Here is a 24,273-nt window from a genome sequence, read left to right on the forward strand (position 1 = left end):
TGCGGCCAACTCGTCCGGGGTGGGTTCGCCCCGCACCACCCGCAGCCGTGGGGCGGTCGGGGTGACGGATGCCGTGTTCATGACGGGCTCCTCGTTCCTGGGGCCTTCGGGTGCCGGCCTTGGGGTGCCGGCCTTGGGGTTCTGCCGGGTTCTGCCGGGTTCCGCGGGGTTCTCCGCGGTTCCGGCGGGGCGATCACATGGGCGGGTTGCCGTGCTTGCGGGGCACGAGCTGTTCCTGCTTCGTCCGCAGTACGCGCAGGGCCTCGGCGAGGACCGGCCGGGTGGCGCGCGGATCGATCACATCGTCGACCAGGCCGCGCTCCGCCGCGTAGTACGGGTGCATCAGCGCGTCCCGGTACTCCTCGGTCAGCACGCGCCGGGTGGCCTCCGGGTCCTCGGCGGCGGCCATGGCACGCCGGTGGATGACGTTGACCGCCCCTTCGGCTCCCATCACCGCGATCTCGTTCGTGGGCCAGGCGAAGGACAGGTCGCAGCCGATGGAGCGGGAGTCCATGACGATGTACGCGCCTCCGTACGCCTTCCGCAGAATGACCTGGATACGCGGGACGGTCGCGTTGCAGTACGCGTAGAGCAGCTTGGCTCCGTGGCGGATGATCCCGCTGTGCTCCTGCTGGGTACCGGGCAGGAAGCCGGGCACGTCCACCAGGGTCACCAGGGGAATGTTGAAGGCGTCGCAGATCTGGATGAAGGAGGCGCCCTTGTGCGAAGCCTCGATGTCCAGGACCCCGGCCAGGTGCTGCGGCTGGTTGGCCACCAGCCCGACCGTCCGCCCGTCGATGCGCGCCAGCGCGCACAGCAGATTCGGCGCCCACCGCTCGTGGACCTCCAGGAACTCCGAGTCGTCGACCAGCCGCGCGATCACCTCGCGCATGTCGTACGGCTGGTGGGGATCGGCCGGGACCACGTCCAGCAGCGACTCGTCGAGCCCGTCGAGCCCGTCCTCCGGCGCCACAGCCGGCGGCAGCTCACGGTTGTTGGCGGGCAGCAGGGACAGCAGATGGCGTACGTCCTCCAGGCATGACTCCTCGTCGTCGTACGCGAAGGAGGCCGCACCCGAGACGGCGGCGTGCAGATCCGCCCCGCCGAGCTGCTCCTGGCTCACCTTCTCGCCGGTGACGGCCTCCACCACATCGGGTCCGGTGATGAACATCTGTGAGATGCCGCGCACCATGAAGACGAAGTCCGTCAGCGCCGGGGAGTAGGTCGCGCCGCCGGCGCAGGGCCCGAGCATCACGCTGATCTGCGGAATCACCCCGGAGGCGCGCACATTGCGGCGGAAGATGCCGCCGTATCCGGCGAGTGCCGAGACGCCTTCCTGGATCCGCGCGCCCGCCCCGTCGTTGAGGCTCACCAGGGGCGCCCCCGCCGCTTCGGCCATGTCCATGATCTTGTGGATCTTCTCCGCGTGGGACTCGCCCAGTGATCCGCCGAAGATACGGAAGTCATGGGCATAGGCGAAGACCGTGCGCCCGTGCACCCGGCCCCAGCCGGTGACCACCCCGTCGGTATGCGGACGCCGGTCCTCCAGACCGAATCCGCTGGCCCGGTGGCGTCGAAAGCCCTCGATCTCGACGAACGTGTCGTCGTCGAAGAGCAGGTCGAGCCGCTCATGGACCGTCAGCTTGCCGCGTGTGCGCTGCGCCTCGGTCGCACCGGCGCCGGGACCGCCGCGCACCGCCTGTCGCAGACGCAGCAGCTCGGCGGTGCGGGCGTGCAGGTCCGGGCGGGACGGCGGCGCGGGTTCCTCGGCGGTGCGGGGGCGGTCGTCCAGAGCGGTCATCGAAACGCACCTCCATACAGGGAAAGGCGGAGCGCGGAGAAATAGGGCTCCCGGTTATTTCCCAACAGAATGTGAGGTCGCCATGAAAGTTGACTAAAAGGCGGCCGGGGGCCTGTTGCGGATAGCTCTCGCGGACCCGTTCCATACGGATTTCACAAGACTTCTATGGGGGCTTGGAATCATCGGTGAAGCCCCCGCCGGGGCCGTAGCGACCATTCCAGAGGAACCCCGCCGCAGGCGGCACCGGACAAGGAGTTCTCCGCGTATGGCAACACCGACCGATACGGCATCGCTCGAAGGGGCCCCCGTACTGTCCTTCGTGCGCACCATCGACCGCTCCCTGGTGCACCGGGCGGCGGTTTCGGAAGTGCTGGTCACGGACCTCGTACGGACGGGGGCGGAGGACTTCGTCGCGGGCGCCCAGCTGCCCCACGGGCACGCGTACTTCAGCGACCATGCGCGAACCCCGGTGACGTACGACTTCCTGCTGCTGCTGGAGGCGGCACGGCAAGCGGGCACCGCCGCCTCACACCGGCAGCTGGGGATTCCCGGGGACACCACCTTTCTCGTCAACAGCTGGTCCATCCGGATCGAGGACGTACAGGGCCTGACGCCCGGGGACCGGCCGGCGGAGCTGGAACTGGCCGGGGCGGTCACCCCCGTGACCGCCCGCAACGGCCGTCTGAGGGGCGTGAGCTCCTCGGTCACGCTGCGCATCGCGGACCGTGTGGTGGCGCGTACGCGGATCGACGTCGGGATGGCGAAGGGTTCCGACTACGGCAGACTGCGCTTCCTCCAGCGCAAGTCCACTCCACCGCTCACTTCCGAGCTGCACGGCGTTCTGCGCAGCCGCCCGGTGGACGCGGACCGTGTGGGCCGTCGCAATCCGGCCAACGTGGTGCTGGGCGAGCCGACACACCACGGCGACACCGTGTCCGCGCAGGTGGAGCCCCAGTTCGACAACAGGAGCCTGTTCGATCACACCTACGACCACATTCCCGCGGTGGTGCTGACCGAGGCCGCGCGCCAACTCGCCCATCTCGCGGGTGTTCCGACCAGCGCGACCGTGACCGGCTGCGCCGCCGACTTCACCCGGTTCGCGGAGCTCGACATCCCCCTGGTGGCCACCGCGCGCCTGGCCCCCGCTTCACACACCGGCGTCTCCCCGGTCCGATGCGTCGTCGACTTCCAGCAGGACGGCTCCGAGGCGGGCCGGATCACGCTGGACTTCACGCCGGCGCCCAGCACCGCCGGCCCGGTGCCCACCTCGGGGCGGGCGCACCAGGCGGGAGCGGAGTGACCGCGGGCGAGCAGGCCGTGCGCGCGGTCTGGACGGACTTCGGAGGGGTGCTGACCCCGCCGATCCAACAGGACCTGGAGACCTTCTGCCGCCGGACCGGGATTCCGGCGGACGCCTTCCGCACGGCCATGGCCGCGGTGGCCGAGCCGTTCGGCGGCGACCTGATGGCGCCGCTCGACACCCCGCTGCTCAGCGAGGACGAGTGGGCGGCCCGGATGAACACCCGACTCGCCGCCCTCGGGGTGGACACCGATCTGACGGGCTTCGGCGAGCGATGGTTCGAGGGCCGCGAGACCAACGAGGAATGGCTGGGGCACCTCCGTGCTCTCCGCGACGACGGGATCTTCGTCGGCATGCTCTCGAACATGCCACCGGCCTGGGACCGCCACTGGCGGCGGATGACACCGCCCGAGGGGCTCTTCGACGGACTCGCCCTGTCTTTCCAGACCGGTGTCCGCAAGCCGCAGCGCGGGATGTTCGAGGTGGCCGCGGGGATGGCCGGGGTCAGGCCCGAAGAGTGCCTCCTCGTCGACGACATCGAGGCCAACTGCGCCGGAGCCGAAGCCGCCGGCTGGCAGGCGATCCACTTCACCGACGCCAGCGCGGCGGCTGCCGAACTGGCCCGCCGCCTGCCCCGCCGGACCGGCACCGGTCCGGCGGCAGTCTGAACAGGAGAGCACATGTCACGCACCGTTCTGGTCACCGGGGGCAACCGGGGGATCGGACTGACCATCGCGCGCGCGTTCGCGGAGAACGGCGACAAGGTCGCCGTCACCCACCGCGGCGGCGATGCGCCCGAGGGCTTGTTCGGGGTCCGCTGCGACGTCACGGACCCGGAGGCGGCACGTCGTGCCGTGGCCGAAGTCGAAGCCCAGTACGGCCCGGTGGGCGTCCTGGTCTCCAACGCGGGCATCACCCGCGACGGGCTGGCGCCCGTCATGCGCGATGAGGACTTCGAGGACGTCATCCAGACCAACCTCGTCGGCTCCTTCAGGATGGCCCGGCTGGTGTCCCGCTCCATGATCAGCGCCAAGTGGGGGCGCATCGTGTTCATCTCGTCCATCATGGGCTTCCTCGGGTCACCCGGGCAGTCCAACTACGCGGCCTCCAAGGCGGGAATGCTCGGCCTCACCCGCTCGCTCGCCTGGGAGCTCGGCTCGCGGAACATCACCGTCAACATGGTCACCCCCGGACTCATCGAGACCGACATGATCCAGGCGGTCACCGACAAGCGGCGCGCTCAGCTGCTCGGTCAGACCCCGCTGCGCCGCACCGGCACCCCGCAGGAGGTCGCCGATGTGGTCACCTTCCTCGCCGGCGACGGCGCCGCCTACGTCACCGGGGCGGCGATCCCGGTCGGCGGCGGCATCGGCATGGGGCAGTGACCCGCTGACCCCGAGCGGGCCCCGCACCCGCACCCCCCACCGGTCTCCCCACCGTCCCCCTTTGTTCCCCCCACCGTTCCCCCCACCGTTCCCCCCACGGGTCGGCCCTTCCGGTCGCACTGCCATGAAAAAGCACGACCTACACGAGAGGAGTCCGTCATGACGGACGAGGAAGTACTCCAGATCGCCCTGGACACGGGCAGGATCTTCAACGACGGCGACGAGCAGGCCGCCTACGAGCTGATCGCCGATGACTTCATCGACTACGAGGCCCCTGAGGGCGCGCCGCGCGGACCGGAGGCCTATGCCGCCACCGCCCGGTGGATGCGCACGGTGTGGGAGAACGCCAACTGGGAGGTCGTCGACGCCTTCGCCAAGGGCGACAAGGCCGTGCTGCGCCTGATCTTCACGGGGCGTCAGGTCGCCGATTTCATGGGAGTTCCCGCGACAGGCATTGAGGTGCGGGTGCAGCACCTCCATGTGTTCCGGGTGGTCGACGGAAAGGTCTCCGAGCACTGGGCCGTCCGTGACGACCTGGAGCTCTTCCGGCAGCTGGGAGCCTGGACCAAGCCGCTGCAAGGGGCTCCGAAGCCGGTGCCCGCCGCCTGATCCGATCCGCACGCCAGGGCCCTGATCCGTACGCCAGGGCAAGAACACGCCAGAGGGCGGCATCCGCACTGCGGATGCCGCCCTCTGGCGGTGCGCCCCGAACCCGCCGATACGACGACCGGCCGACCAGTCCATGTTCGCTGAGGCCATGACGCACCAGCCGCGACCCGAAGCCGCCCGGGTCAGGCGCGGGCCGGCCCCAGTCCGTTGAGCAGTGCGTCGACCACGGAAGCCGCCAGGGCGTCCGGGTCGGCCGGCGTCTCGGCCTGGACCTGAATGGCCTGCTCGATCAGGGCGTGGTACACCCGCCGGGCCCATTCGAGATCGGCGTCGGGGCGCAGCAGGCCGGCCTGCTGCGCCCGGCCGAGAAGCAGCTGCCCCTTGGCGAAGATGCGCTCGTGCGCGGCGACGGCTTCCGGGGCACGCAGCTGCGGCTGCCCCACGGTGTAGCGCCAGCCGCTTTTGACCTGGATCACGTTGGCGGTGATCTGGTGCAGCGCCACCAGAGGCGGCGCGGTCTCCGGACGCCCGATGTCGATGGCTTCCTCGACCTGCCGGAAGGCATGGACGGCCATCGCGTCGATGAGCACCTCTCGTGAGGCGAACCGGCGGTGAACCGTGGTGCGGGCGACACCGGCCGCGGCGGCGATCTGGCCCAGGCTCGCGGTCGGATCCTCGCCGAGCACCCGTTCGGCCACTTCCAGGATCGTCCGCATCGTCCGCTCGGCATCGGCGCGCAGCGGACGCCCTCTCGTTGTCTCCGACACGTCGTGCCCGCCTCTCGCTTGCCTTATGGGTTCGCTTCTCCAGCTTAGGTGACACCAAAGTTGCAAGACAACTCGTACTTGCGTCTTCAGTGTTGCAGTTATCGCCTTCTCTGATACGTTGATGTAGCAGTTAGCGAGGGAAGTGCAACCGTCTAGGAGTGGATCGCTATGGCGCAGGATCAGCAGGACTGGATCGAGACCTACGAGTACGTGCAGGGCGTCCAGGCCGCCGGCCCGGCCGGGCTGCAGCAGGTCGGTGTCCTCAAGATCGGCCGTCGGGACGCCCGCCGCGTCCTGGTCCTGCTCGGTGGCCGGGAGGGCGGCGCGGGGGTGTTCCGGCACACGGCGCGCACCCTCGCGGCCGACGCGGACGACCTCCAGGTGTGGGCCGTCGACCGCCGTGAGCAGAACCTCGCGGACCTCTCCGCCTTCGCGGACGGCCCGGAGCAGGCCACCGAGTACTACCTGGGCGGTCACTACCAGGTGCAGGATCCGGCCCAGTCGCTGTTCGCGGCCCAGTGGGGACTGGAGGTCCTCCTGGAGGACGTACGCCGGGTGGTTCAGGAGGCCGCGGACGGCGGGCGCCGTGACGTCGTTCTCGGTGGCGTGTCGGTCGGCGGCAGCGAGGCGCTGCTGTACGCCGCCTGGGACTTCGACGGCACCCCCGGCTACCGCGATCTGGCCGGACTGGCCGTCGTCGACGGCGGTGTGCACAACGCCTACTCCGGCGCCGGCATGGAGTTCGACCTTCCCCTCGAAGCCGCCAAGGGCTGGCTCGCGGCGATCGAAGCCGGCGCCGTGTTCGAGGACTTCACCAGCACCACCACCGGCCTGGGCGCCCAGCCCGAGTCGGCGGCCGTCTGGTTCCAGCTCGCCGCCCAGCACGCCCTGGCCGACCCCGACGGCCCCGCCGCGCTGGCCGACCGCCTGCCCGAGGGGTTCCGCACCGAAGGCAAGCTGACCAACGCGGGCCTGTTCGGGCGGCTCGTCGACGCCGCGCACGCCCACCCGTCGTACTCGGTGCACGCGGGCCACCTGGACGACAGCGGCGCCTGGACCGACGGAGGCCACACCCGGCTCCGCACCGTGGCCGAGGCCTTCGCCGGGCCCCGCCCCGGCGCCTGGACGTGGTACACGCTCAGCCGCGTGATGCTCGACCTCGTCGCGGCCATCGACTTCGAGGAGAACGAGCTGACCCGCCTGCTCGGCCTGCGCCTGGCCCACGGCGGCGCCATCGACGTTCCGCTGTACACCTTCCAGTCGGGGCTGACCAACGGCACCACCGGCCAGGCCGCGGCGACCGTCACAGCCGCCAGCCGCATCCCCGAGCTGTCACTCCACTCCGACGCCGCGCTCACCCACCAGGACATCGTGTACGCCCAGCGGGAGGACAACCGCTTCCTCCAGACCCTCTCGCAGTTCCTCCGCGGCCTGCCGCGACGCGACCGCTGACCTAGGTCGTGTCGTCGAAGTCCCGTCTGTCTGGCGGGGTCTGGCACGCACGCTCTCCCCCGTAGCCCTGCGGGCACGGGAGGTGCCCCCAGCGTTGTCGTCAGTCGCCAATGGCCCCCTGTGCCTAGCGGCACGGGAGGGACCCCCACCGCAGTGGGCTCCCTCCTCCGGCCTTGCGATCGCACGCACCAGACCCCGCCAGGCCCTCCCCCTGGGCTTCGCCCGGAGGGACCCCCAGCCGGGCGGACGACGCTACTTCGACGACACTCCCCCGGGGCCGCCGACCCGGTTCCGCCCTCGGGCACGACCGCTGCCCGGGGCCACCGGACCCGCCCCCTCTGAGCCGGGCGGCAGGGGAGAATCCCCCGTCCCCCTGCCGCCCTTTCCCCGACCACCCTGATCAAGGAGGAGAGCTTCGATGGCTGCCGTCGCCGCTCCCGAGGCGCCGCCTCGCGCGGGCCTCACCATCTTCGCGCTGTGTCTGGCCGTCTTCATCGTCCCCTACGGCCTGAGCAGCGCACCGGTCGCGCTGCCGGCCATCGGCGAAGACCTGGACGCCGGTGTCGTTCCGCTGCAGTGGGTCGTCAACGCGTACAACGTCACCGCGGCCAGCTTCATGATGGCCGCCGGGTCCATCGCGGACCGCATCGGCCGCAAGCGGGTGTTCTCCTTCGGAGTCGGCCTCTACGCCGTCTCCGCGCTGATCGGCGCTCTCGCGACGGACGTCATCCTGCTGGACGTCGCGCGGGGCGTCGCCGGTGTCGCCGCCGCGGCGATGATGACCGCGGGCGTCTCCCTCATGGCCAACATGTTCCACGGGGCCGCGCGCACCAAGGCGTTCGCCTTCGTCGGCGTCACCATCGGGGCCGGCCTCGCCATCGGCCCGACCAGTTCCGGTCTCCTCGTCGACGGACTCGGCTGGCGTTCCATCTTCTGGGTGCAGTTCGTCATCGCCGTCGCGTCCGTGCTCGGCCTCAAACTCCTCCAGGAGTCCAAGAACCCGGACGCCACCTCGGTCGACTGGGCCGGCACCGTGACCTTCACGCTCGCCCTGTTCTGCTTCACCCTCGGCGTCATCGAGGGCCCGGTCTGGGGCTGGGGCAGCGCCGGGGCCCTGGGCCTGTTCGCCGCATCGGCCCTGCTGCTGGCCGCCTTCGTCTTCGTCGAGCGCCGCCAGCAGCACCCGATGTTCGACCTGTCGCTCTTCGCCGAACCCCGGTTCATGGCGGTCAACCTGCTCGCCACCGCCGTCTCCTTCGGTTTCGTCGGCCTGATGGTGCTGCTGCCCTCGTACCTGGTCGGCGCCAACGGGCTCACCGACGGCGGAGCGGGCCTGACCATGCTGCTGCTGACCGCTCCGGTCCTGGCCTTCCCGATGGTCGCCGGGCGCCTGGTGCAGGCGGGCGTCTCGATGCGCCCCATCCTCAGCGGCGGCCTGGTCCTCGTCGCCGCCGGACTGGCCTGGCTCACCACCGTCCACGCGGACATCAGCGCGCTGGGGCTCGCCGGGCCGCTGCTGCTGGTCGGCATCGGCATCGGCCTCATCTACGGCCTGATGGACGGCGCCGCGGTCAGCACCGTCCCGCCCACCAAGGTCGGCATGGCCAGCGGCATGTTCAACACCATCCGCCTGGCCACGGAGGCCGTCGCGGTCGCCGGCATGATCGCTGCCCTCGTCTCCTTCGTCCAGCAGCGCATCGGCCCGGACCTGAGCCGCTACACCGAGGGCACGGACCTCGACGCCCGCAGCGTCACCGACAGCGTCACCAGCGGCAACCTCGACGCCGCGGTCGACAAGGCGCCGTCAGCCGCCCGCGACGCCTTCACCGACTTCCTCGGCGCGGGCTACACATACGGCTTCCAGGTCGTCCTGTGGGCCACCGCCGCGGTCTGCCTCGTCAGCGCGGTCGTCCTCCACCTCATCCTCACCGACCGCCCGGCGGACGACGACGGCGACACCGCCGAGCGGCAGCCGGAACCGGAAGAGGCCGCCGCGCCGCGGGCCTCCGCCGGCACGGCGGTCTGAGAACGCGGACGCGGCCCCGACACGGCTGCACCACCCGGCTCGGCGGGCGCCCGGTACTCGTGACCAGGCGCCCGCCGGGCGAGGGCAGGGGATGACGCGTCCTCCGGGAAGCCACGCCTTCGACGGGAAGCCACGCCTTCGAGAGGAGCAGACATGACACGCGCTGTGCGGCGTCCCGCACCCCCCGTGCCCCGTATCGCGGACACGCTCCGGATCGGACCGCTCCCGGCCACCGTTGTCGCCTTATCCCGACTCGGCCCGGGCGCCGGGGCGCCCCTGCACCGGGAGGAGGAGCCGCTCCTGCGTGCCCTTTCGCCCGGCCGGCGGCCTCACTTCGTCGTGGGCCGGATGGCCGCGGCCCGTGCGCTGCGGGCTCTGGGAGCCGATGGACCGGTGCTGCGCGATGGGCGGCGGCCCGTCTTTCCGGCCGGCGTCCGCGGCTCCATCAGCCATTGCGTCGGGCCCATCGGGGCGTGTTTCGCCAGCGCGAACCCCCGGGTGGTCGCCGTCGGAACGGACCTGGAGCGTACCGACCGCCTCAGCTGGGACGCCGCCCATCTCATGTGTACGCCACGCGAGTACGACTGGGCGAGAAGAGCGCGCCGGCCGGAGAGCCGGCTGGCCGTGGTGTTCTCCGCCAAGGAGGCCGTCTACAAAGCGCTGTCCGCGCTGGAGACGCCCGAACCCGTCTTTCACGATGTCGAGTTGCGGGTGGCACGCGGCCGACTGCACGCGCATGTCGCACCCGGGTTGTTGCCCGAGCACCGGAAAATCCTCGGCTGGGTAAGGCTGCTGCCCGGGGGGCATGTCATCACGTCGGTCGCGGTGATCTCAGTCCATGAGACCGGGAAGGAAATTCCGTTGTCAGTTCAATCGTCCGAGGTGATCTGACTCAACCTTAGGATCAATTACTTGCCGTTTCCGGTTCCCGCATGGGAGCGTTATTTCCGTTGGTGCCCGTTATTGATGCGAGTCCACGGGGGAAAAGGTGTTTCAGTTCAGGGTCCTAGGGCCTCTGGAAATAAAATGCAACGACTACAAGATTTCGGTGCCACGCGGCCCGAAGGTACGACAGCTGCTGTCTCTCATGATCCTCCAGCCGGGATCTTTCGTGTCCCATGAGAATCTGGTTGATGAACTCTGGGGGAAGAACCCCCCGAAGACCGCGCTTTCGACGGTGCGTACCCACGTCTACCACCTGAGGAAGATCCTCAGCCAGGAGACCGGCGGGCCCCTTGCGTCCGACCTGATCGACACCTGGTCCGCGGGGTATGTGCTGCGAGCGGTGCCGGAACAGGTCGATGCCGAGAGGTTTCTCCGGCTTGCGCGACAGGGGGAGGCCCTTCTGCATGTCGGGGACGTGGCAGAGGCGTCTCGGGTGCTCTCCCGGGCGCTGGAGTTCTGGAATGGAGGCGCCCTGACCGATGTCACGTGCGGCTCCGTTCTGATGCAGCATGTGCAGCACCTCCAAGAGGTGTACATGAGGGCTCTGCAGCAGCGTATCGACGCCGACATGCGACTCGGCCGGCACGGCAGGCTCGCCGCGGAACTCAAGAGCCTTGTCGCCCGCTATCCGCTCAATGAATGGCTGCACGGGCAACTCATCACCGCGCTCTACCGGAGCGGTCGCCGAGGGGAGGCATTGTGCGCCTATCAGGAACTCCGCGGAATCCTTCAGGAAGAACTCGGCCTGGACCCCTCCCGTGCAATTCAGCAGATGCAGCAGGTCATTCTTTCCGGCAGTGACGAGAGCGAACTCCTCCATCCGTCGAACCGGTCGTGGACCGGACCGCACTCCGGCCCGCACTCCGGCCCGTACTCCGGCGCGGACATGGGGCGGCTGCACGACGTCTCCTGGCGAGCGGTTCACTGCCCATGACCCCCTGGATTTCCGTAGAAGATTCTGGAGTGCGGGCCGTACAGCCTCGCCTGGACAAGGAGCCCACGTGCGCAAGGTGCTGATCGCCAACCGTGGCGAAATCGCGGTCCGCGTGGCCCGCGCGTGCCGGGACGCCGGCATCGCGAGCGTGGCCGTCTACGCCGACCCCGACCGGGACGCCCTGCATGTGCGTGCCGCGGACGAGGCGTTCGCCCTGGGCGGTGACACTCCGGCGACCAGCTATCTCGACGTCGGCAAGGTGCTGAACGCCGCCCGTGAGTCCGGAGCCGACGCCGTCCATCCGGGCTACGGCTTCCTCTCCGAGAACGCCGACTTCGCGCAGGCGGTCCTGGACGCGGGCCTGGTCTGGATCGGCCCGCCGCCGCAGGCGATCCGGGACCTCGGGGACAAGGTCGCCGCCCGGCACATCGCCCAGCGCGCCGGGGCCCCGCTGGTCGCCGGTACGCCCGACCCGGTGTCCGGTGCGGAGGAGGTCGTGGCCTTCGCGGAGGAGCACGGGCTGCCGATCGCGATCAAGGCCGCGTTCGGCGGGGGCGGCCGTGGGCTGAAGGTCGCGCGGACGCTGGAGGAAGTGCCGGAGCTGTACGAGTCGGCGGTACGGGAGGCGGTGGCCGCGTTCGGGCGGGGCGAGTGCTTCGTCGAGCGGTACCTGGACAAGCCCCGCCATGTGGAGACGCAGTGCCTGGCCGACTCGCACGGCAATGTCGTCGTCGTGTCGACGCGTGACTGCTCGCTCCAGCGCCGGCACCAGAAGCTGGTCGAGGAGGCCCCGGCGCCGTTTCTGTCGGAGGCCCAGATCGCCGAGCTGTACTCGTCGTCCAAGGCGATCCTGCGCGAGGCCGGATATGTCGGTGCGGGGACCGTGGAGTTCCTGGTCGGGCTGGACGGGACGATCTCCTTCCTGGAGGTCAACACGCGGCTCCAGGTGGAGCATCCGGTGACCGAGGAGGTCGCCGGCGTCGATCTCGTACGCGAGATGTTCCGGATCGCGGACGGCGAGGAGCTGGGGTACGGCGACCCGGAACTGCGGGGGCATTCCTTCGAGTTCCGGATCAACGGCGAGGACCCGGGGCGGGGCTTCCTGCCGGCGCCGGGCACGGTGACGGCGTTCGCCCCGCCGTCCGGTCCGGGTGTGCGGCTGGACGCGGGCGTCGAGTCCGGTTCGGTCATCGGTCCGGCGTGGGACTCGCTGCTGGCGAAGCTGATCGTCACCGGGGCCACCCGTGAGCAGGCGCTTCAGCGGGCCTCGCGGGCGCTGGAGGAGTTCCGGGTCGAGGGGATGGCGACGGCGATCCCGTTCCACCGCGCGGTGGTGACGGACCCGGCGTTCGCTCCCGAAGTCCACGGGGAGAAGGGCCCGTTCACGGTCCACACCCGGTGGATCGAGACCGGGTTCGTCAATGAGATCCCCGCCTTCTCCGCAGCGGCGGACACCGGGGCCGAGGACGACTCCGACCGGGACCGGGACCGGGAGACGATCGTCGTCGAGGTCGGCGGCAAGCGGCTTGAGGTCTCTCTCCCCGCCTCCCTCGGCATGTCCCTGGCCCGTACGGGGCTCGCGGCGGGCGCCAGGCCGAAGCGCCGCGCGGCGAGGAAGCCGGGGCCGGTGGCATCCGGCGACACCCTCGCCTCCCCGATGCAGGGAACCATCGTCAAGGTCGCCGTGGAGGAGGGGCAGAAGGTCGAGGAGGGAGACCTCGTCGTCGTCCTGGAGGCCATGAAGATGGAACAGCCGTTGAACGCCCACCGCTCCGGCACCGTCAAAGGACTCACCGCCGAAGTCGGCGCCTCCCTCACCGCCGGCGCTCCGATCTGCGAGATCACAGCCTGAGCGCCAGCCGGCCACGGCTTTCGCGACAAGCCCTCTCACCCTCCCCTGCTCCCTCAGCCCCTCATCTTCCCTTTCCCGTCCTCTTGCCCTGAGGAGTCACCATGTTGTTCGCACGCCCGCGCCGTCGGCGCATGTCCTTCGCCGGCTCGGGTGCCCTGGCGCTCGCCGCGGCCCTGACGCTCTCCGCTTCCCCGGCAGCCCATGCCGACCGGCATGACTCCACCCAGCGTTCCGTGCGGCGTCCAGCCTGCCGGGCGTGATCCAAGGCGTGGGTCACGCCATCCACCCCGAGGGCTTCACCTGGGACCCGACCCGGAACGCCTTCCTGATCGGATCACTGCGCCACGGCACCATCTCCGTCGTGGGCGCCGACGGCGTTCCGCGCACCCTCGTCGACGATCCCAGCATGATCGCCACGGGAGGCATCCGGGTCGATCCCGTCCGCAACCGGCTCCTGGCGACCTACGGTGATGTCTACGCGGGGCCGGACTCCCTGCTCAGCACCGGCTCCCGCCCGGAGACCCGCGGCCGGTACGTCGGTCTGGCGATCTTCAATCTGACCACCGGAGCCCTGGAGAAGCGGGTCGACCTCGGCCAGTCACCGGGACTGCACCTGGCCAATGATCTCGCCCTCGATCCCCGGGGCAACGCCTATGTCACCGACTCCTTCACCGGAAAGATCTTCAAGATCACCCCGTCCGGTACCGCGTCGACGTTCCTCTACGACGAGAAACTGGACGCCGGCTACGACGCCAACGGTATGCCCAACGTCGGAGTCAACGGCATCGTCCACGCCCGTGGCGGCTTCCTCATCACGGTCCGTTACGACACCGGGCAGCTCTTCCGCATCCCGTTGCACCGGCCCGAGGCAGTCCGGGAGATCACGCTGAGCGAACCCCTGCTCGGCGCCGACGGCATGGCCCTCGCGGCGGACGGCACTCTGTACGCGGCGACCAACACGATCCGTTCCAACGGCGTCGAGGCGTTGTTCAAGCTCCGCTCGCACGACGGGTGGAGGAGCGCCCGGGTCGTGAGCAAGGAGGCGTCCCCGGAAGCGGCTCCCACCACGGTGGCACTCACACCGTCCGGCGATTACGTCCTCAGCAGCAACGTCGACGTTCTCTTTGGCAGCGGCGGCCGGGAGACCCGTGACGGCTTCGTCATACGCCGCTACTGACACACGTCTCCCACACACCGCGACGTTGCCCAGCCCCCACTCGACATCCGACGCGCCAGGACGGCGCGCGACGACACAGGAGAGCGATGCTTCAGCGCCGGTTGTCCACCCTCACCGTCTCGGCCCTCGGCCTCGGCTGCATGGGGATGAGCGACCTCTACGGTCCGGGTGACGACACCGAGTCGATCGCCACCGTCAGGCACGCCCTCGACCACGGGGTCACCCTGCTCGACACCGCCGACATGTACGGCCCGTTCACCAATGAGAGGCTTGTGGGCCGGGCGATCTCAGGGCGCCGGGACGAGACCGTCCTGGCCACCAAGTTCGGTATCGAGCGCCTGCCGGACGGCACGGTCAAAGGCGTCAACGGCCGCCCCGACTATGTTCATGCGGCGTGCGACGCCTCTCTCCAACGCCTCGGTGTCGACCATATCGACCTCTACTACCAGCACCGCATCGATCCGACCGTACCCATCGAGGAGACCTGGGGCGCCCTCGCCGAGCTGGTGGCCGAGGGGAAAGTACGCCACCTCGGCATCTCCGAGGCCGCACCGGCGACCATCCGCCGGGCCCATGCGGTCCACCCCATCACCGCGGGTCAGTACGAGTACTCCCTCTTCAGCCGAGGCATCGAGGCCGAGCACCTGCCCACACTGAGAGAACTCGGCATCGGACTCGTCGCCTATGCCCCGATGGGGCGCGGCCTGCTCACCGGCACCGTGAGGAATCCCGGCCAGTTCGCCCCTGACGACATCCGCCGTCAGGCCCCGCGCTTCCAGGAGACCAGTCTCGTCACCAACCGAGTCCTCGTCGAACGGCTGCGCGACCTTGCCGCCACGGTGGAAGCGACCCCGGCCCAACTCGCTCTCGCCTGGCTGATGAGCCAGGGGCCCGACGTCGTCCCCATTCCCGGCACCAAGCGCCGTGGGTACCTCGATGAGAACGTGCGGTCCTGTGCCGTGCGGATCACCGAAGAGCTCGCTCGGGCCCTTGAGGACGGGATACCCGCCGGCGCCGTCGTCGGCGAGCGCTACGACGCGGCGCGTATGGCCACGCTCGATCTGTGAGAGGACGGGGATCCGTCCCCGCCCCGCTCACTCCCCACCTCTTCTGTCCACGAAAGAAGATCGCATGACCATTACAGTCCTCGGCGCCACCGGAGCTACCGGTCGGCATGTCGTCGAGCAGCTTCTCGCCCTCGGCCACCCCGTGCGCGGCGCCGTACGGAAGCCGGACAAGGCCGCCAAGCCGGCCGCCGCCGGGGTCGAGTTCGCCGCCCTCGACCTGGCGTCCCCCAGCAGAGACAGGCTCATGGAGGTCTTCGACTCGACCGATGTCGTCATCAACGCCGCCGCCACCCGGAGCATGACCAAGAAGCAGGCCGAACTCGTCGACCGGCAGGGCATCGTCGCGGCGATCGACGCGGCGGTCGCCGCCGGAGTGAAGCGATGGATCCAAGTGTCCATGATGGGCAGCGGCGATGTCTCCCGGCTGCCGCGCTATCTGCGGGCCACCGGGCACGCCAAGCACGCGGCGGACCTCCATCTCGCGGCATCAGGGATGACCTGGACGGTCATCCGCCCCCCATGGCTCACCGATGGCCCCGCCGAGGGGCGGATCACCGTAGGCGATCAGGTTCCCGAGGGATCGCTGAGCAGAGCCGACCTCGCGGCCGTCGTCGTCGCGGCACTGGACACCGCCGCGACCTACGACCGGATCTTCGAGGTCACGGGCGGAGGACGCCCGATCGGCGATTCCCTGGCAACCCTGGCCTGAACCGCCGCCGGGGTACGGGGGGCCTTGCCCCACCCGTACCCCCGTGCCCCGTACCCCCGGGGAAGAGGCGCGGCGCCGGACCGGTCCGGCGCCGCGCGCGGAGCGGATCCCTCACCCCAGCCCCAGGGCGAAGGCCGCGAACCCGGCCGCCAGCAGGCCCGCCGCCGTCCGGCGGGCCCTGGCCGCTCCGGTGCCGCTCCGCCAGGGGGACTCGAAGCGGTGCGCGTACCGCCCGATGAGCACCAGCAGCACCGCGAACACCGGCAGCCACGCGGTTCGCCCCAGCAGCCAGCCCAGGGTGTCGGGGGCCGTGGTCAGCCCCGTGACCGCCCCCGCCCGGGCCCCCGGCACGGCCGCCGCCAGCATCGCCGTCTGATGCCAGCACAGGATCGTCATCGCGGAGAGGTTGACGACCACGACCGGCGCCCACAGCGCGGGCCGGGCCAGCAGCTTCGCGATCCGGTCGCGGAGCAGGATCGCCGCCCCGCTCTGCGCGGCGGCCAGCGCGAGGACCAGCAGCGACGGCGGATGGGAGTTGGCGCGGTCCGCCCCCGGCACCCCCACCATCGACGCGGGGTAGTGGAAGACGAGCAGCAGCACCGCGAAGAGCGCCGCCCCGCCGGCGAGCAGCACCCGGGCCTGCCGCCGGGCGATCCCGCCCTCGCCCCAGGCCACCCCGATCTGATAGGCGAAGAGCCACCCCGGCAGGATGTTGAGCACGCCCAGCCAGGACGGCACGGCATCCGCGTACGGGCCGTAGCGCAGCAGATCCACCACGGCGACGGAGCCGAGCAGCGGCGCCGCCGCCCAGACGCCGAGCCGCCGGGCGGCGCGTACGCAGTACGGGGTGAGCGCGGTGACGACGGCGTAGACGCCGACGAACCAGAGCGGCTGGATCACCAGGGTCGAGGCGGTGCGGAGCGTGGTGACGGGCACGCCGAGCGCGGCCAGCACCGGAAGCAGCACGGCCCAGACGGCGGTGACCCCGAGGACGGGCCTGCCGAGCCGGGCGGCCCGCTGCCGCAGCCACCGGCCGGTGGACCCCTTCCGGCGGTGGTACGAGAGGACCGAGGCATAGCCGCCGACCAGGAAGAAGACGCCGAGCATCTGAAGCACCCAGCTGACGGGCGCGAAGAAGCCGAAGGCGGTCAGCGGGCTGGCGTTGCGCAGCGCCCCGTCGTCGCCGAGGGTGAATCCGCCGAGGAGCCAGTGCCCGATGGGCACGGCGAGCAGCGCGAGGGCGCGCAGCCCGTCCACGGCGCGGTCCCGGTGGGCGGGGGTGCGCGCCTCGATCGTCGCCAGGAACCGCTTCATCGGACGTCCCCCCGGGCGATCGCGGCGAAGGCCCGGAGCGAGTCGGTGCCGGGGGCGAAGTAGCCGGTGTGGCCGTGGGCCCGTTCGGCGGGGATCCGGCGCGCGCCGAAGGCGGGGTCGGCCGGATCGGCGCCGTGCCCGAGCCCGAGGAACTCGACATGGGGCACCTTGGAGATCCAGTCGGACGGGGACTTGGCGGCCCAGACGCGGGCGCCGGCGTTCAGCTCGGCCGCGGAGCCGGCGCGCATCCCCGGGGAGCCGAGGACGACGATGTCCGACGCGTTGACCCCGGCCGCGGCGAGCCCGCAGACGACGGAGCCGTAGCTGTGGCAGAACAGGCTGGGCCCGGGGGCCCCGACGGCCCGGAGCCCCTGGGTGAACCGGGCCAGCCGGTCCGCCCCCGCCTCGGCGAGAGCGCCGGTGGCGGCGTCGGCGCCGAGGCCCACGGGGGTGGTGTACCCGGCCCAGGCGATGACGGCGGTACGGTCGTCGCCGACGGCGGTACGCAGCGACGCGGCCATCCCGGCGGGGGTGCCGTAGGGGTCGTCCGCCCGGTCGAAGGTCGTGGCGTCGATGTCGGAGCCGGGCACGACGACCGCGACCCGGCGGGCCCGCTCCAGATCCCCGTACACCTCGGCGACCTGCCCGCGGCCACGGGGATCGAAGGCGAGGATCCGCCGCCCCGGCGCGGCGAGCCGCTCGAAGGCGGTGCCGCGCACGGCGAGCGCGTTGGCCCGGTAGCGCAGGGCCACGGGGACGCCGTCGAGATTGCCGGTGACCAGCGGATGCCGCCGGACCAGATACCGCCGCTGCTCCTCGCTCAGGCTCCGGAAGAACGCGGATACGTCCTCGGGGCCGGCACGCTCCGGATCGGGCAGCGCCCGCCCCAGCGTCCGGTCTCCGAGCCACTGACCGGTTCCCGGCGGCGGTCCGGTGACGGGCCGCTGCGCGGATCCGGACGCCCAGCCCGCGGTCCCGGTCACCACGGTGGCGGCGAGCGCGAAGGCCGCCAGGGTTCTCTTGTACCGGCGCATGTTTCCCGCCCCTTTTCTCCGCTGTCCTTGTGGTGCGGGGAGATTAGGAAGACGGAGGGGGCGGGGGAGTCCCGCTGGGGAGCCAACTCGCGGGTACTACCGGGGTAGTGGGAGTACCGGGGGTTTTCCCCCGGTACGGGGGGTGGGGTTGCCCCCGGTTGGGGGTGGCGTGGGGTTGTCCCGGCTCGGGGTCGGCGTGGGGTTGTTCCGGCTCCGGAGGCGTGGGTGTGTCGCCCCGCTTCCGGGGGCGTGAGGTCGCCCCCCCCGGCCCGGGGGGCGTGGGGTTGCTCCGGCTCGGGGTCGGCGTGGGGTTGTTCCGGCTCCGGAGGCGTGGGTGTTACCCCGCTCGGCGGGCCGAGGGGTCGCCCCCACGGCTCGGAGCGCGTGGGTGTTGCCCCCGCTCGGGGGCGTGGGGTGCCCCGGCTCCGGCGGCGTGGGGTCGCCCCCGTACTGCGGGCATGGGGTCGCCCCCGTTCCGGCTCAGGGCGGGCGGGGGCCTGGGGCGGGGCCCGCGCCGGGCCGGAGGCCAGGGTCCTCAGGGCTCTCACCCCGCGCCGGGCCGGAGGCCAGAGCCCCCGGGGCTCTCACCCCGCGCCGGGCCGCACCAGCCCCGACTCATACGCGAAGATCACCGCTTGGGCCCGGTCCCGCAGCCCCAGCTTCGCCAGCACCCGGCCGATATGCGTCTTCACGGTCTGCTCGGCCAGCACCAGCTCCGCCGCGATCTCCTGGTTCGACAACCCCCGCGCGACCAGCGCCAGCACCTCGGTCTCCCGCGGCGTCAGCCCCTTCAACCGCAGCGAGGGGTCCTTACGGGACGGTGCCGGCCGCTGCGCCGCGAAGTCGGCGATCAGTCTGCGGGTCACCGACGGCGCGAGCAGCGCCTCGCCCGCCGCCACCACCCGTACCGCGGCGATCAGATCCGCCGGCGGGGCGTCCTTGAGCAGAAAACCCGACGCGCCCGCGCGCAGCGCCTCGTACACATAGTCGTCCACATCGAAGGTCGTCAGCATCAGCACCTTCGGCACCCGGGTCACCCCCGGCGGCGGCTGGAGAATCGCCCTGGCCGCCGCCAGACCGTCCATCTCCGGCATCCGGACGTCCATCAGCACCACATCGGGGTGCGCCGACCGGGCGACCTCCACCCCCGCCCGGCCGTCCGCCGCCTCGCCCACCACATCGATGTCCGACTGCGCCGACAGCAGCGCCGCGAACCCAGCGCGCACCATGGCCTGGTCGTCGACGATGATCACGCGGATGGTCACCCGTCATCCTCCGAGGTCACGGGCGTCACCAGCGGCAGACGCGCGGCCACCCGGAAACCGCCGTCCGGCAGCGGACCGGTGTCCAGCGTGCCTCCCGTCAACCGTACGCGCTCCCGCATCCCCACCAGCCCGTGTCCCGTCCCCGTGCTCTCCAGCGGGGAATCCGGCGAATCCGCCGCGCCGTTGACCACCAGGACCACCAGATCCGGGCCGTCCACCGTGACCGACACCCCGGTCACCGCCCCCGGCGCGTGCCGCACCACATTCGCCAGCGCCTCCTGCACGATCCGGTAGGCCGACAGATCCACCGCCTGCGGCACCGCCCCCGGGTCCACCCCGAGCGACAACTCCGCCGGAACCCCCGCCCGTACGGTCGCCTCCACCAGCTGCTGCACCCGCGACAGCCCCGGCTGCGGGGTCAGTTCGCCCTCCGCGCCCTCGCTCCGCAGCACCGTCAGCAGCCGCCGCATCTCCGTCAGCGACTCCCGCGCCGACGCCGCGATCGCCCCGAACTCCTCACGGGCCGTCTCCGGCAGCCCCTCGATCCGGTACGGGGCCGAATCCGCCTGCACCGTGATCACCGACATATGGTGCGCCACCACATCGTGCAGCTCCCGCGCGATCCGGGCCCGCTCCTCCAGCAGGGTCCGCTGCGCCCGCTCGGCCGCGCTGATCGTCGTCTGCGCCGCCAGCCGCCGCTGTGCGTCCCCCCGCTCCCGCAGCGCGCCCGTGATGACCAGCACCACTCCACTCAGCACGAACAGCAGCACATGGGAGCCGTCGCTGCGGCTCTGCGAGACCAGCTCGAAGACCAGCCCGGCCGCGCCCGTCACCAGCCAGACGGCCAGCAGGGTGCGGCGCGGCTCCCGCAGCCCCAGACAGAGCAGCAGCAGCAGATAGCCCACGATCACCGGCGGGGTCCACGGCCAGCTCTGGCCCGGCACCTCCGCCGAGCCGATCAGCGCGACGGCCCCGACCACATCGGCGCCGAACACGATCCACCACGCCTGGAGCGGGCGGGTCACGGCCAGCAGCAGCGGAGCGGCCTGAGCGACGGCGAGCGCCCCGGAGAGCGCGCCGTTCAGCCCGTACACCCCGGTCAGCACGGTGATGGTGACCGGCACCAGTACGGAGGTGGCCAGGAACGCCAGCGCATACGGCAGCCTCCGGATCCACCGCCGCCGGGAGGAGCTGAAGAGGGGGTCCATGGACGGTGACGGGGTACGGAGATCCTCCGCGAGCAGCTGGAGATTCTCCCTCGCGGCACGGAGCAGCGACGGCGAGCTGGACAGCGGGCGGCGGGCGGGCGCGGGCGGTACGGGACCGGTGGGTGACTGAGGCATGGCCCGGTCAGGTTAAGCGGGCCGGCCGCCCGTCGGCGTCATACCCGGGTGCGGGGGCCGTCTCATACCCGGGTATGAGACGGCCCCCGGCCGGAGGAACCGGCCGAGGTCACCGGCCGGAGGAACCGGCCGGAGGAACCGGCCGGGGGAAAACGGATCGACAGCCGCGGGCCCCGGTGCTGTGATGGTCGGCGGTCGCCCGTGATCGGCGCGGGCCCGGGAAGGATTCCCCACGTGTCCACCACGGTGCCCGGCATCGACGCCGAGCTCGCGGGACGGCTGGTCGCCGCGCAGTTCCCCCAGTGGGCGCGGCTGCCGCTGACCCTCCTCGACCCCGCCGGCTCCGACCATGTGGTCTTCCGGCTCGGCGAGACCATGACGGTACGGCTGCCCCGGGGCGACTGGGCGGCGGGGCAGGCCGTGAAGGAGCACGCCTGGCTCCCGCTGATCGGCCCGCTGCTGCCGGTGGCCGTCCCCGTGCCGCTGGGGCTGGGCGTTCCGGACCTCGGCTATCCCTGGCACTGGTCCGTCACCCGCTGGCTCGACGGCGTCACGGCGACACCGGACGGCTTCGCCGACGACGAGGCGACGGCCCGCCGGCTGGCCGGTTTCCTGGCCCGCCTCCAGCGGATCGCCCCGGCGGACACCTTGATCCCCGGCCCGCACCCCGAGCTGGCCGATGCCCCGCTGGCCGGGCGCGACGAGGCGACCCGGGCGGCCATCGCCGCCGTCGGCGGGGACTTCGACGCCGTGGCGCTGACGGAGGTGTGGGACCGCGCCCTGAAGGCCCCGGCCTGGGACCGCGAACCGGTCTGGTTCCACGGCGATCTCCACACCGGCAACCTGCTGGCCGCCGACGGCCGGCTCAGCGCCGTCATCGACTTCGGCGGGCTGGGCATGGGCGATCCCGCCTGCGATCTGCTGATCGCCTGGACCCTGATGACGGCCGGGCCCCGGTCCGTCTTCCGCGCGGAGCTCGACATCGACGACGGCGCCTGGGAGCGCGGCCGGGGCTGGGCCCTGGCCACCGGGCTGAACGCGTATACGGCGTACGCCGCCACCCATCCGCGCGTCGCGGCGCAGACCCGCCGCCAGATCGAAGCGGTCCTCGCGGACCACACCGGGCGCTGAGAAGTCCCGGCCGGGAGAACCCCGGCCGGGGGCCGCTCACCCGCTCACAACTCGGCCAGCAGCTCGGCCTTCTTCACACTGAACTCGTCGTCCGTCACCAGCCCCGCCTGATGCAGCTCCCCGAGGTGCCGGATCCGCTCCGCGATGTCCGCCGGATCCCGTCCGACCGCCCGCAGCGCCATCGCCGGAGCCCGCCGCGACCTCTGCACGGACTCCAGCACCGCGGCGGCGAACGGCAGCGACTCGTGCACCGGCCCGTTGCGCAGCCCGAACAGCACCGCGGCCGGATCCTTCTCCACCTGTGCGGGACGGGCGGGCTCGGCGCGGGGCAGCAGCCGCAGATAGCCGTCGAAGGCGTCGGGCGAGCGCCACTCGACCCCGCTCAGCTCGCTCACCGCGAAACTCTGGTCCCCCGCCTTCCACTTCGCCGACGACGCCCCCGTCCGCGACCAGCGGAAGTCGACGTTCTTCCCGTCGAAGGAGGCTCTGCCGTCGTACGCCTTGAAGGTCAGCGGCGGGTCGGGCACGGCCACCGCGTACCGCTCGGCGGGTTGGTCGGCGTCCTCTCCCAGCACCGCCCGCAGCTCATCCGCGTAGAACTCCGAGAGCAGCCGCTGCTCCGGGGAGAGCACCAGCCGATAGGGGTCGCACTCGTCCTTCAGCTGTCCTGCCGCTGCCTCCATCAGCGGATCCGCGCCCGGTCTGGGCACCGCACGCAGCACCGTCGTCCCCCGCCTGCCCGGGGAGAGAGTCACCGACGCCAACGCTTCGTGGGGGATGCGGCGTTCGCGGAGCGCCTGAAGCAGCTTCGGCGTGCGGTGTCCCCGTTCGAAGCGGATGAGCACGGAGTCGGCATCGAACTCCCACGTGGCTTGAATTCCCGCCAGTACATCACCCATACGCATCATCGTAGGCGTCACGTGCCCGCGCGTCGCCCCTCAGTTTCAACTGCTGTTCACGAACTTCTACGCGCGTCAGGCCGCTGCTTCACCGTAAATATCGCGGCGGCACGAGTCACCGTCGGTCGCACAGCTCACCCCGTCGTACGCGCCGACGCCTATTTCGGCGAAGTTGACCACACTCTCGGTTCCCGGCTCGAAATAGCCGCTATGGCCGATAGCCCCGGCGGCCGACATCACCCGGGCCCCGAACTCGGGGGCCACCGGGTCCTCGCCGTGCCCCAGCCCGCCGACCTCCAGATGCGGTACGACCTCGATCCAGTCGTCCCCGTCGCGCATCGCCCACACCCGGGCCCTGGCCCCGAGCTCGGTCACGCTCGCGGCGCGCATCCCGGGGCTGCCCGCCACGGCGATGTCGGTCACCCGGGCGGGCAGCCGCCGCGCGGCCACCCCGCACACCACCGAGCCGTAGCTGTGGCAGAAGAGGGCGACCTCCGCCGTGCCCGGCAGCGCTTCGGCGAGCGCGGCCAGCCGTACCGCACCGCCCTCGGCGAGCCGTCCCGTCGCCGAGTCCATACCGACCCCGGCGGGTGCGGTGTAGTCGGCCCAGGCGATGACCGCCGTACGGGTACGGGGAGCGGCGGCACGCTCGGCGGCGTACAGCGACTCGGCCATTCCGGCGGGGGCGCTGTACTTACGGGAGGTCCGCTGGAAGGTGAGGAGATGGGTGTCGACACCCGGGACGATCACCGAGATCCGCTGGGCGCGGTCGAGATCGCCGAGCACCTCGGCCACCCTGCCGTGCCCGGCCGGGTCGAAGGCGAGGATCTGGCGCTCGGGACGCATCAGCGCCGCGAGCCGGTGCATCCGGCGTATGGCCTGATGCCGGCCGTCCGCGTTGAGTCTCGCGGTCGCCGTGCGGTCGCGCTCCAGCCGCAGCGCCCGGGCGAGGGCGATGCGGTTGGCGCGGTAGCGCAGGCCGGCCGGAGCGCCGTTGAGATTGCCGACGACCAGCGGGAAGCGGTCGGCCAGCCGATGGCGCTGGGCGACGCCGAGCGAGGCGAAGAATCCGGCGAGCCGGGCCGGGGGCTCGGTCGCGCCGGGGAGCGGGAGGCCGCCGATCCGCGCCTTGCGCCAGCCCGCCAGCTCGGCCGCGAAGAGATCGCGCGGACCGCCGTGATGCCGTACCGCGGTCCAGCCGGTGGTCGCCAGCATGATGAACACCACGGCGAGCGCGAGCAGCGCACGCCACACGGCGAGCGT

22 protein-coding genes are annotated in these 24,273 nt (G+C 71.6%); 14 read left to right on the plus strand and 8 right to left on the minus strand.

What is annotated here, in order from left to right:
- Positions 1 to 193: 193 nt before the first annotated feature.
- Entirely contained in the window at positions 194 to 1,801 is a 1,608-nt protein-coding gene (locus FF041_RS05565) for an acyl-CoA carboxylase subunit beta (RefSeq protein ID WP_153521281.1), read from the minus strand.
- Between the two features lie 265 nt (positions 1,802 to 2,066).
- Between FF041_RS05565 and FF041_RS05570 the strand changes: the two genes are divergently transcribed.
- The 4 genes from FF041_RS05570 (at position 2,067) to FF041_RS05585 (ending at position 5,095) form a co-directional block, all read left to right on the plus strand.
- Positions 2,067 to 3,101 carry a ScbA/BarX family gamma-butyrolactone biosynthesis protein gene (locus tag FF041_RS05570; RefSeq protein WP_153521282.1) on the plus strand — a complete coding sequence of 345 codons (1,035 nt, stop codon included), beginning with the start codon at positions 2,067 to 2,069 and terminating at the stop codon, positions 3,099 to 3,101.
- Positions 3,098 to 3,769 carry an HAD-IA family hydrolase gene (locus FF041_RS05575; RefSeq protein ID WP_194291942.1) on the plus strand — a complete coding sequence of 224 codons (672 nt, stop codon included), beginning with the start codon at positions 3,098 to 3,100 and terminating at the stop codon, positions 3,767 to 3,769. The genes FF041_RS05570 and FF041_RS05575 overlap by 4 nt, the downstream gene beginning before the upstream one ends.
- Positions 3,770 to 3,781: 12 nt before the next feature.
- On the plus strand, positions 3,782 to 4,486 hold the full coding sequence (gene fabG, locus FF041_RS05580; protein ID WP_153482238.1) for a 3-oxoacyl-ACP reductase FabG: 705 nt from the start codon (positions 3,782 to 3,784) through the stop codon (positions 4,484 to 4,486).
- A gap of 159 nt (positions 4,487 to 4,645) precedes the next feature.
- Positions 4,646 to 5,095 carry an ester cyclase gene (locus FF041_RS05585; RefSeq protein WP_153521284.1) on the plus strand — a complete coding sequence of 150 codons (450 nt, stop codon included), beginning with the start codon at positions 4,646 to 4,648 and terminating at the stop codon, positions 5,093 to 5,095.
- Positions 5,096 to 5,277: 182 nt separating this feature from the next.
- Here the strand turns inward: FF041_RS05585 and FF041_RS05590 are convergent, their stop codons facing one another.
- Positions 5,278 to 5,862: a TetR/AcrR family transcriptional regulator gene (locus tag FF041_RS05590; protein WP_323391288.1), complete on the minus strand. Its 585-nt coding sequence runs from the start codon at positions 5,860 to 5,862 to the stop codon at positions 5,278 to 5,280.
- 168 nt (positions 5,863 to 6,030) lie between these two features.
- Here FF041_RS05590 and FF041_RS05595 point away from each other — a divergent pair, with 168 nt between their 5' ends.
- The 9 genes from FF041_RS05595 (at position 6,031) to FF041_RS05635 (ending at position 16,024) form a co-directional block, all read left to right on the plus strand.
- Positions 6,031 to 7,314: an alpha/beta hydrolase gene (locus tag FF041_RS05595; protein WP_228388043.1), complete on the plus strand. Its 1,284-nt coding sequence runs from the start codon at positions 6,031 to 6,033 to the stop codon at positions 7,312 to 7,314.
- 418 nt (positions 7,315 to 7,732) lie between these two features.
- Positions 7,733 to 9,340, plus strand: coding sequence for an MFS transporter (locus tag FF041_RS05600; RefSeq protein ID WP_153521285.1), 1,608 nt, complete (start codon positions 7,733 to 7,735; stop codon positions 9,338 to 9,340).
- 153 nt (positions 9,341 to 9,493) lie between these two features.
- Positions 9,494 to 10,231: a 4'-phosphopantetheinyl transferase superfamily protein gene (locus tag FF041_RS05605; RefSeq protein WP_153521286.1), complete on the plus strand. Its 738-nt coding sequence runs from the start codon at positions 9,494 to 9,496 to the stop codon at positions 10,229 to 10,231.
- Between the two features lie 157 nt (positions 10,232 to 10,388).
- Positions 10,389 to 11,219 carry an AfsR/SARP family transcriptional regulator gene (locus FF041_RS05610; protein ID WP_323391291.1) on the plus strand — a complete coding sequence of 277 codons (831 nt, stop codon included), beginning with the start codon at positions 10,389 to 10,391 and terminating at the stop codon, positions 11,217 to 11,219.
- 67 nt (positions 11,220 to 11,286) lie between these two features.
- The gene (locus tag FF041_RS05615) at positions 11,287 to 13,071 is read left to right on the plus strand and encodes an acetyl/propionyl/methylcrotonyl-CoA carboxylase subunit alpha (RefSeq protein WP_323391293.1); all 1,785 of its coding nucleotides are present in this window, start codon (positions 11,287 to 11,289) and stop codon (positions 13,069 to 13,071) included.
- 101 nt (positions 13,072 to 13,172) lie between these two features.
- Positions 13,173 to 13,331: a hypothetical protein gene (locus tag FF041_RS05620; protein ID WP_153521288.1), complete on the plus strand. Its 159-nt coding sequence runs from the start codon at positions 13,173 to 13,175 to the stop codon at positions 13,329 to 13,331.
- Positions 13,328 to 14,248 carry a hypothetical protein gene (locus tag FF041_RS05625; RefSeq protein ID WP_153521289.1) on the plus strand — a complete coding sequence of 307 codons (921 nt, stop codon included), beginning with the start codon at positions 13,328 to 13,330 and terminating at the stop codon, positions 14,246 to 14,248. The genes FF041_RS05620 and FF041_RS05625 overlap by 4 nt, the downstream gene beginning before the upstream one ends.
- Positions 14,249 to 14,334: 86 nt before the next feature.
- Complete coding sequence (locus FF041_RS05630) at positions 14,335 to 15,315, plus strand: aldo/keto reductase (protein ID WP_153521290.1); 981 nt, start codon at positions 14,335 to 14,337, stop codon at positions 15,313 to 15,315.
- Positions 15,316 to 15,379: 64 nt separating this feature from the next.
- A complete protein-coding gene (locus tag FF041_RS05635) occupies positions 15,380 to 16,024 on the plus strand; it encodes an NAD(P)H-binding protein (protein WP_153521291.1) in 645 nt (214 codons plus the stop codon).
- 111 nt (positions 16,025 to 16,135) lie between these two features.
- Here FF041_RS05635 and FF041_RS05640 read toward each other — a convergent pair whose 3' ends face one another.
- The 4 genes from FF041_RS05640 to FF041_RS05655 all read right to left on the minus strand — a co-directional run bounded on the left by FF041_RS05640 (position 16,136) and on the right by FF041_RS05655 (position 20,980).
- Positions 16,136 to 17,338, minus strand: a complete 1,203-nt coding sequence (locus FF041_RS05640) for an acyltransferase family protein (RefSeq protein WP_153521292.1) — start codon at positions 17,336 to 17,338, stop codon at positions 16,136 to 16,138.
- Entirely contained in the window at positions 17,335 to 18,372 is a 1,038-nt protein-coding gene (locus FF041_RS05645; RefSeq protein ID WP_153521293.1) for an alpha/beta hydrolase, read from the minus strand. Before FF041_RS05645 ends, FF041_RS05640 begins: the two co-directional genes overlap by 4 nt.
- Before the next feature lie 584 nt (positions 18,373 to 18,956).
- Entirely contained in the window at positions 18,957 to 19,637 is a 681-nt protein-coding gene (locus tag FF041_RS05650; protein ID WP_323391295.1) for a response regulator transcription factor, read from the minus strand.
- Positions 19,634 to 20,980, minus strand: coding sequence for a sensor histidine kinase (locus tag FF041_RS05655; protein WP_153521294.1), 1,347 nt, complete (start codon positions 20,978 to 20,980; stop codon positions 19,634 to 19,636). Before FF041_RS05655 ends, FF041_RS05650 begins: the two co-directional genes overlap by 4 nt.
- A gap of 234 nt (positions 20,981 to 21,214) precedes the next feature.
- On the opposite strand from FF041_RS05655, the gene FF041_RS05660 reads away from it, so the two are divergent.
- Complete coding sequence (locus FF041_RS05660; RefSeq protein ID WP_323391297.1) at positions 21,215 to 22,111, plus strand: aminoglycoside phosphotransferase family protein; 897 nt, start codon at positions 21,215 to 21,217, stop codon at positions 22,109 to 22,111.
- Positions 22,112 to 22,155: 44 nt separating this feature from the next.
- Here FF041_RS05660 and FF041_RS05665 read toward each other — a convergent pair whose 3' ends face one another.
- Both FF041_RS05665 and FF041_RS05670 read right to left on the minus strand, forming a co-directional pair.
- Positions 22,156 to 23,010, minus strand: a complete 855-nt coding sequence (locus FF041_RS05665; protein WP_153521295.1) for a DUF4429 domain-containing protein — start codon at positions 23,008 to 23,010, stop codon at positions 22,156 to 22,158.
- A 75-nt stretch (positions 23,011 to 23,085) separates the two neighbouring features.
- The coding region (locus FF041_RS05670; RefSeq protein WP_153521296.1) for an alpha/beta hydrolase at positions 23,086 to 24,273 on the minus strand (1,188 nt) is incomplete at its 5' end.

The sequence above is a fragment of the Streptomyces jumonjinensis genome (genome assembly GCF_009600885.1).
Taxonomy (GTDB): Bacteria; Actinomycetota; Actinomycetes; order Streptomycetales; family Streptomycetaceae; genus Streptomyces; species Streptomyces jumonjinensis.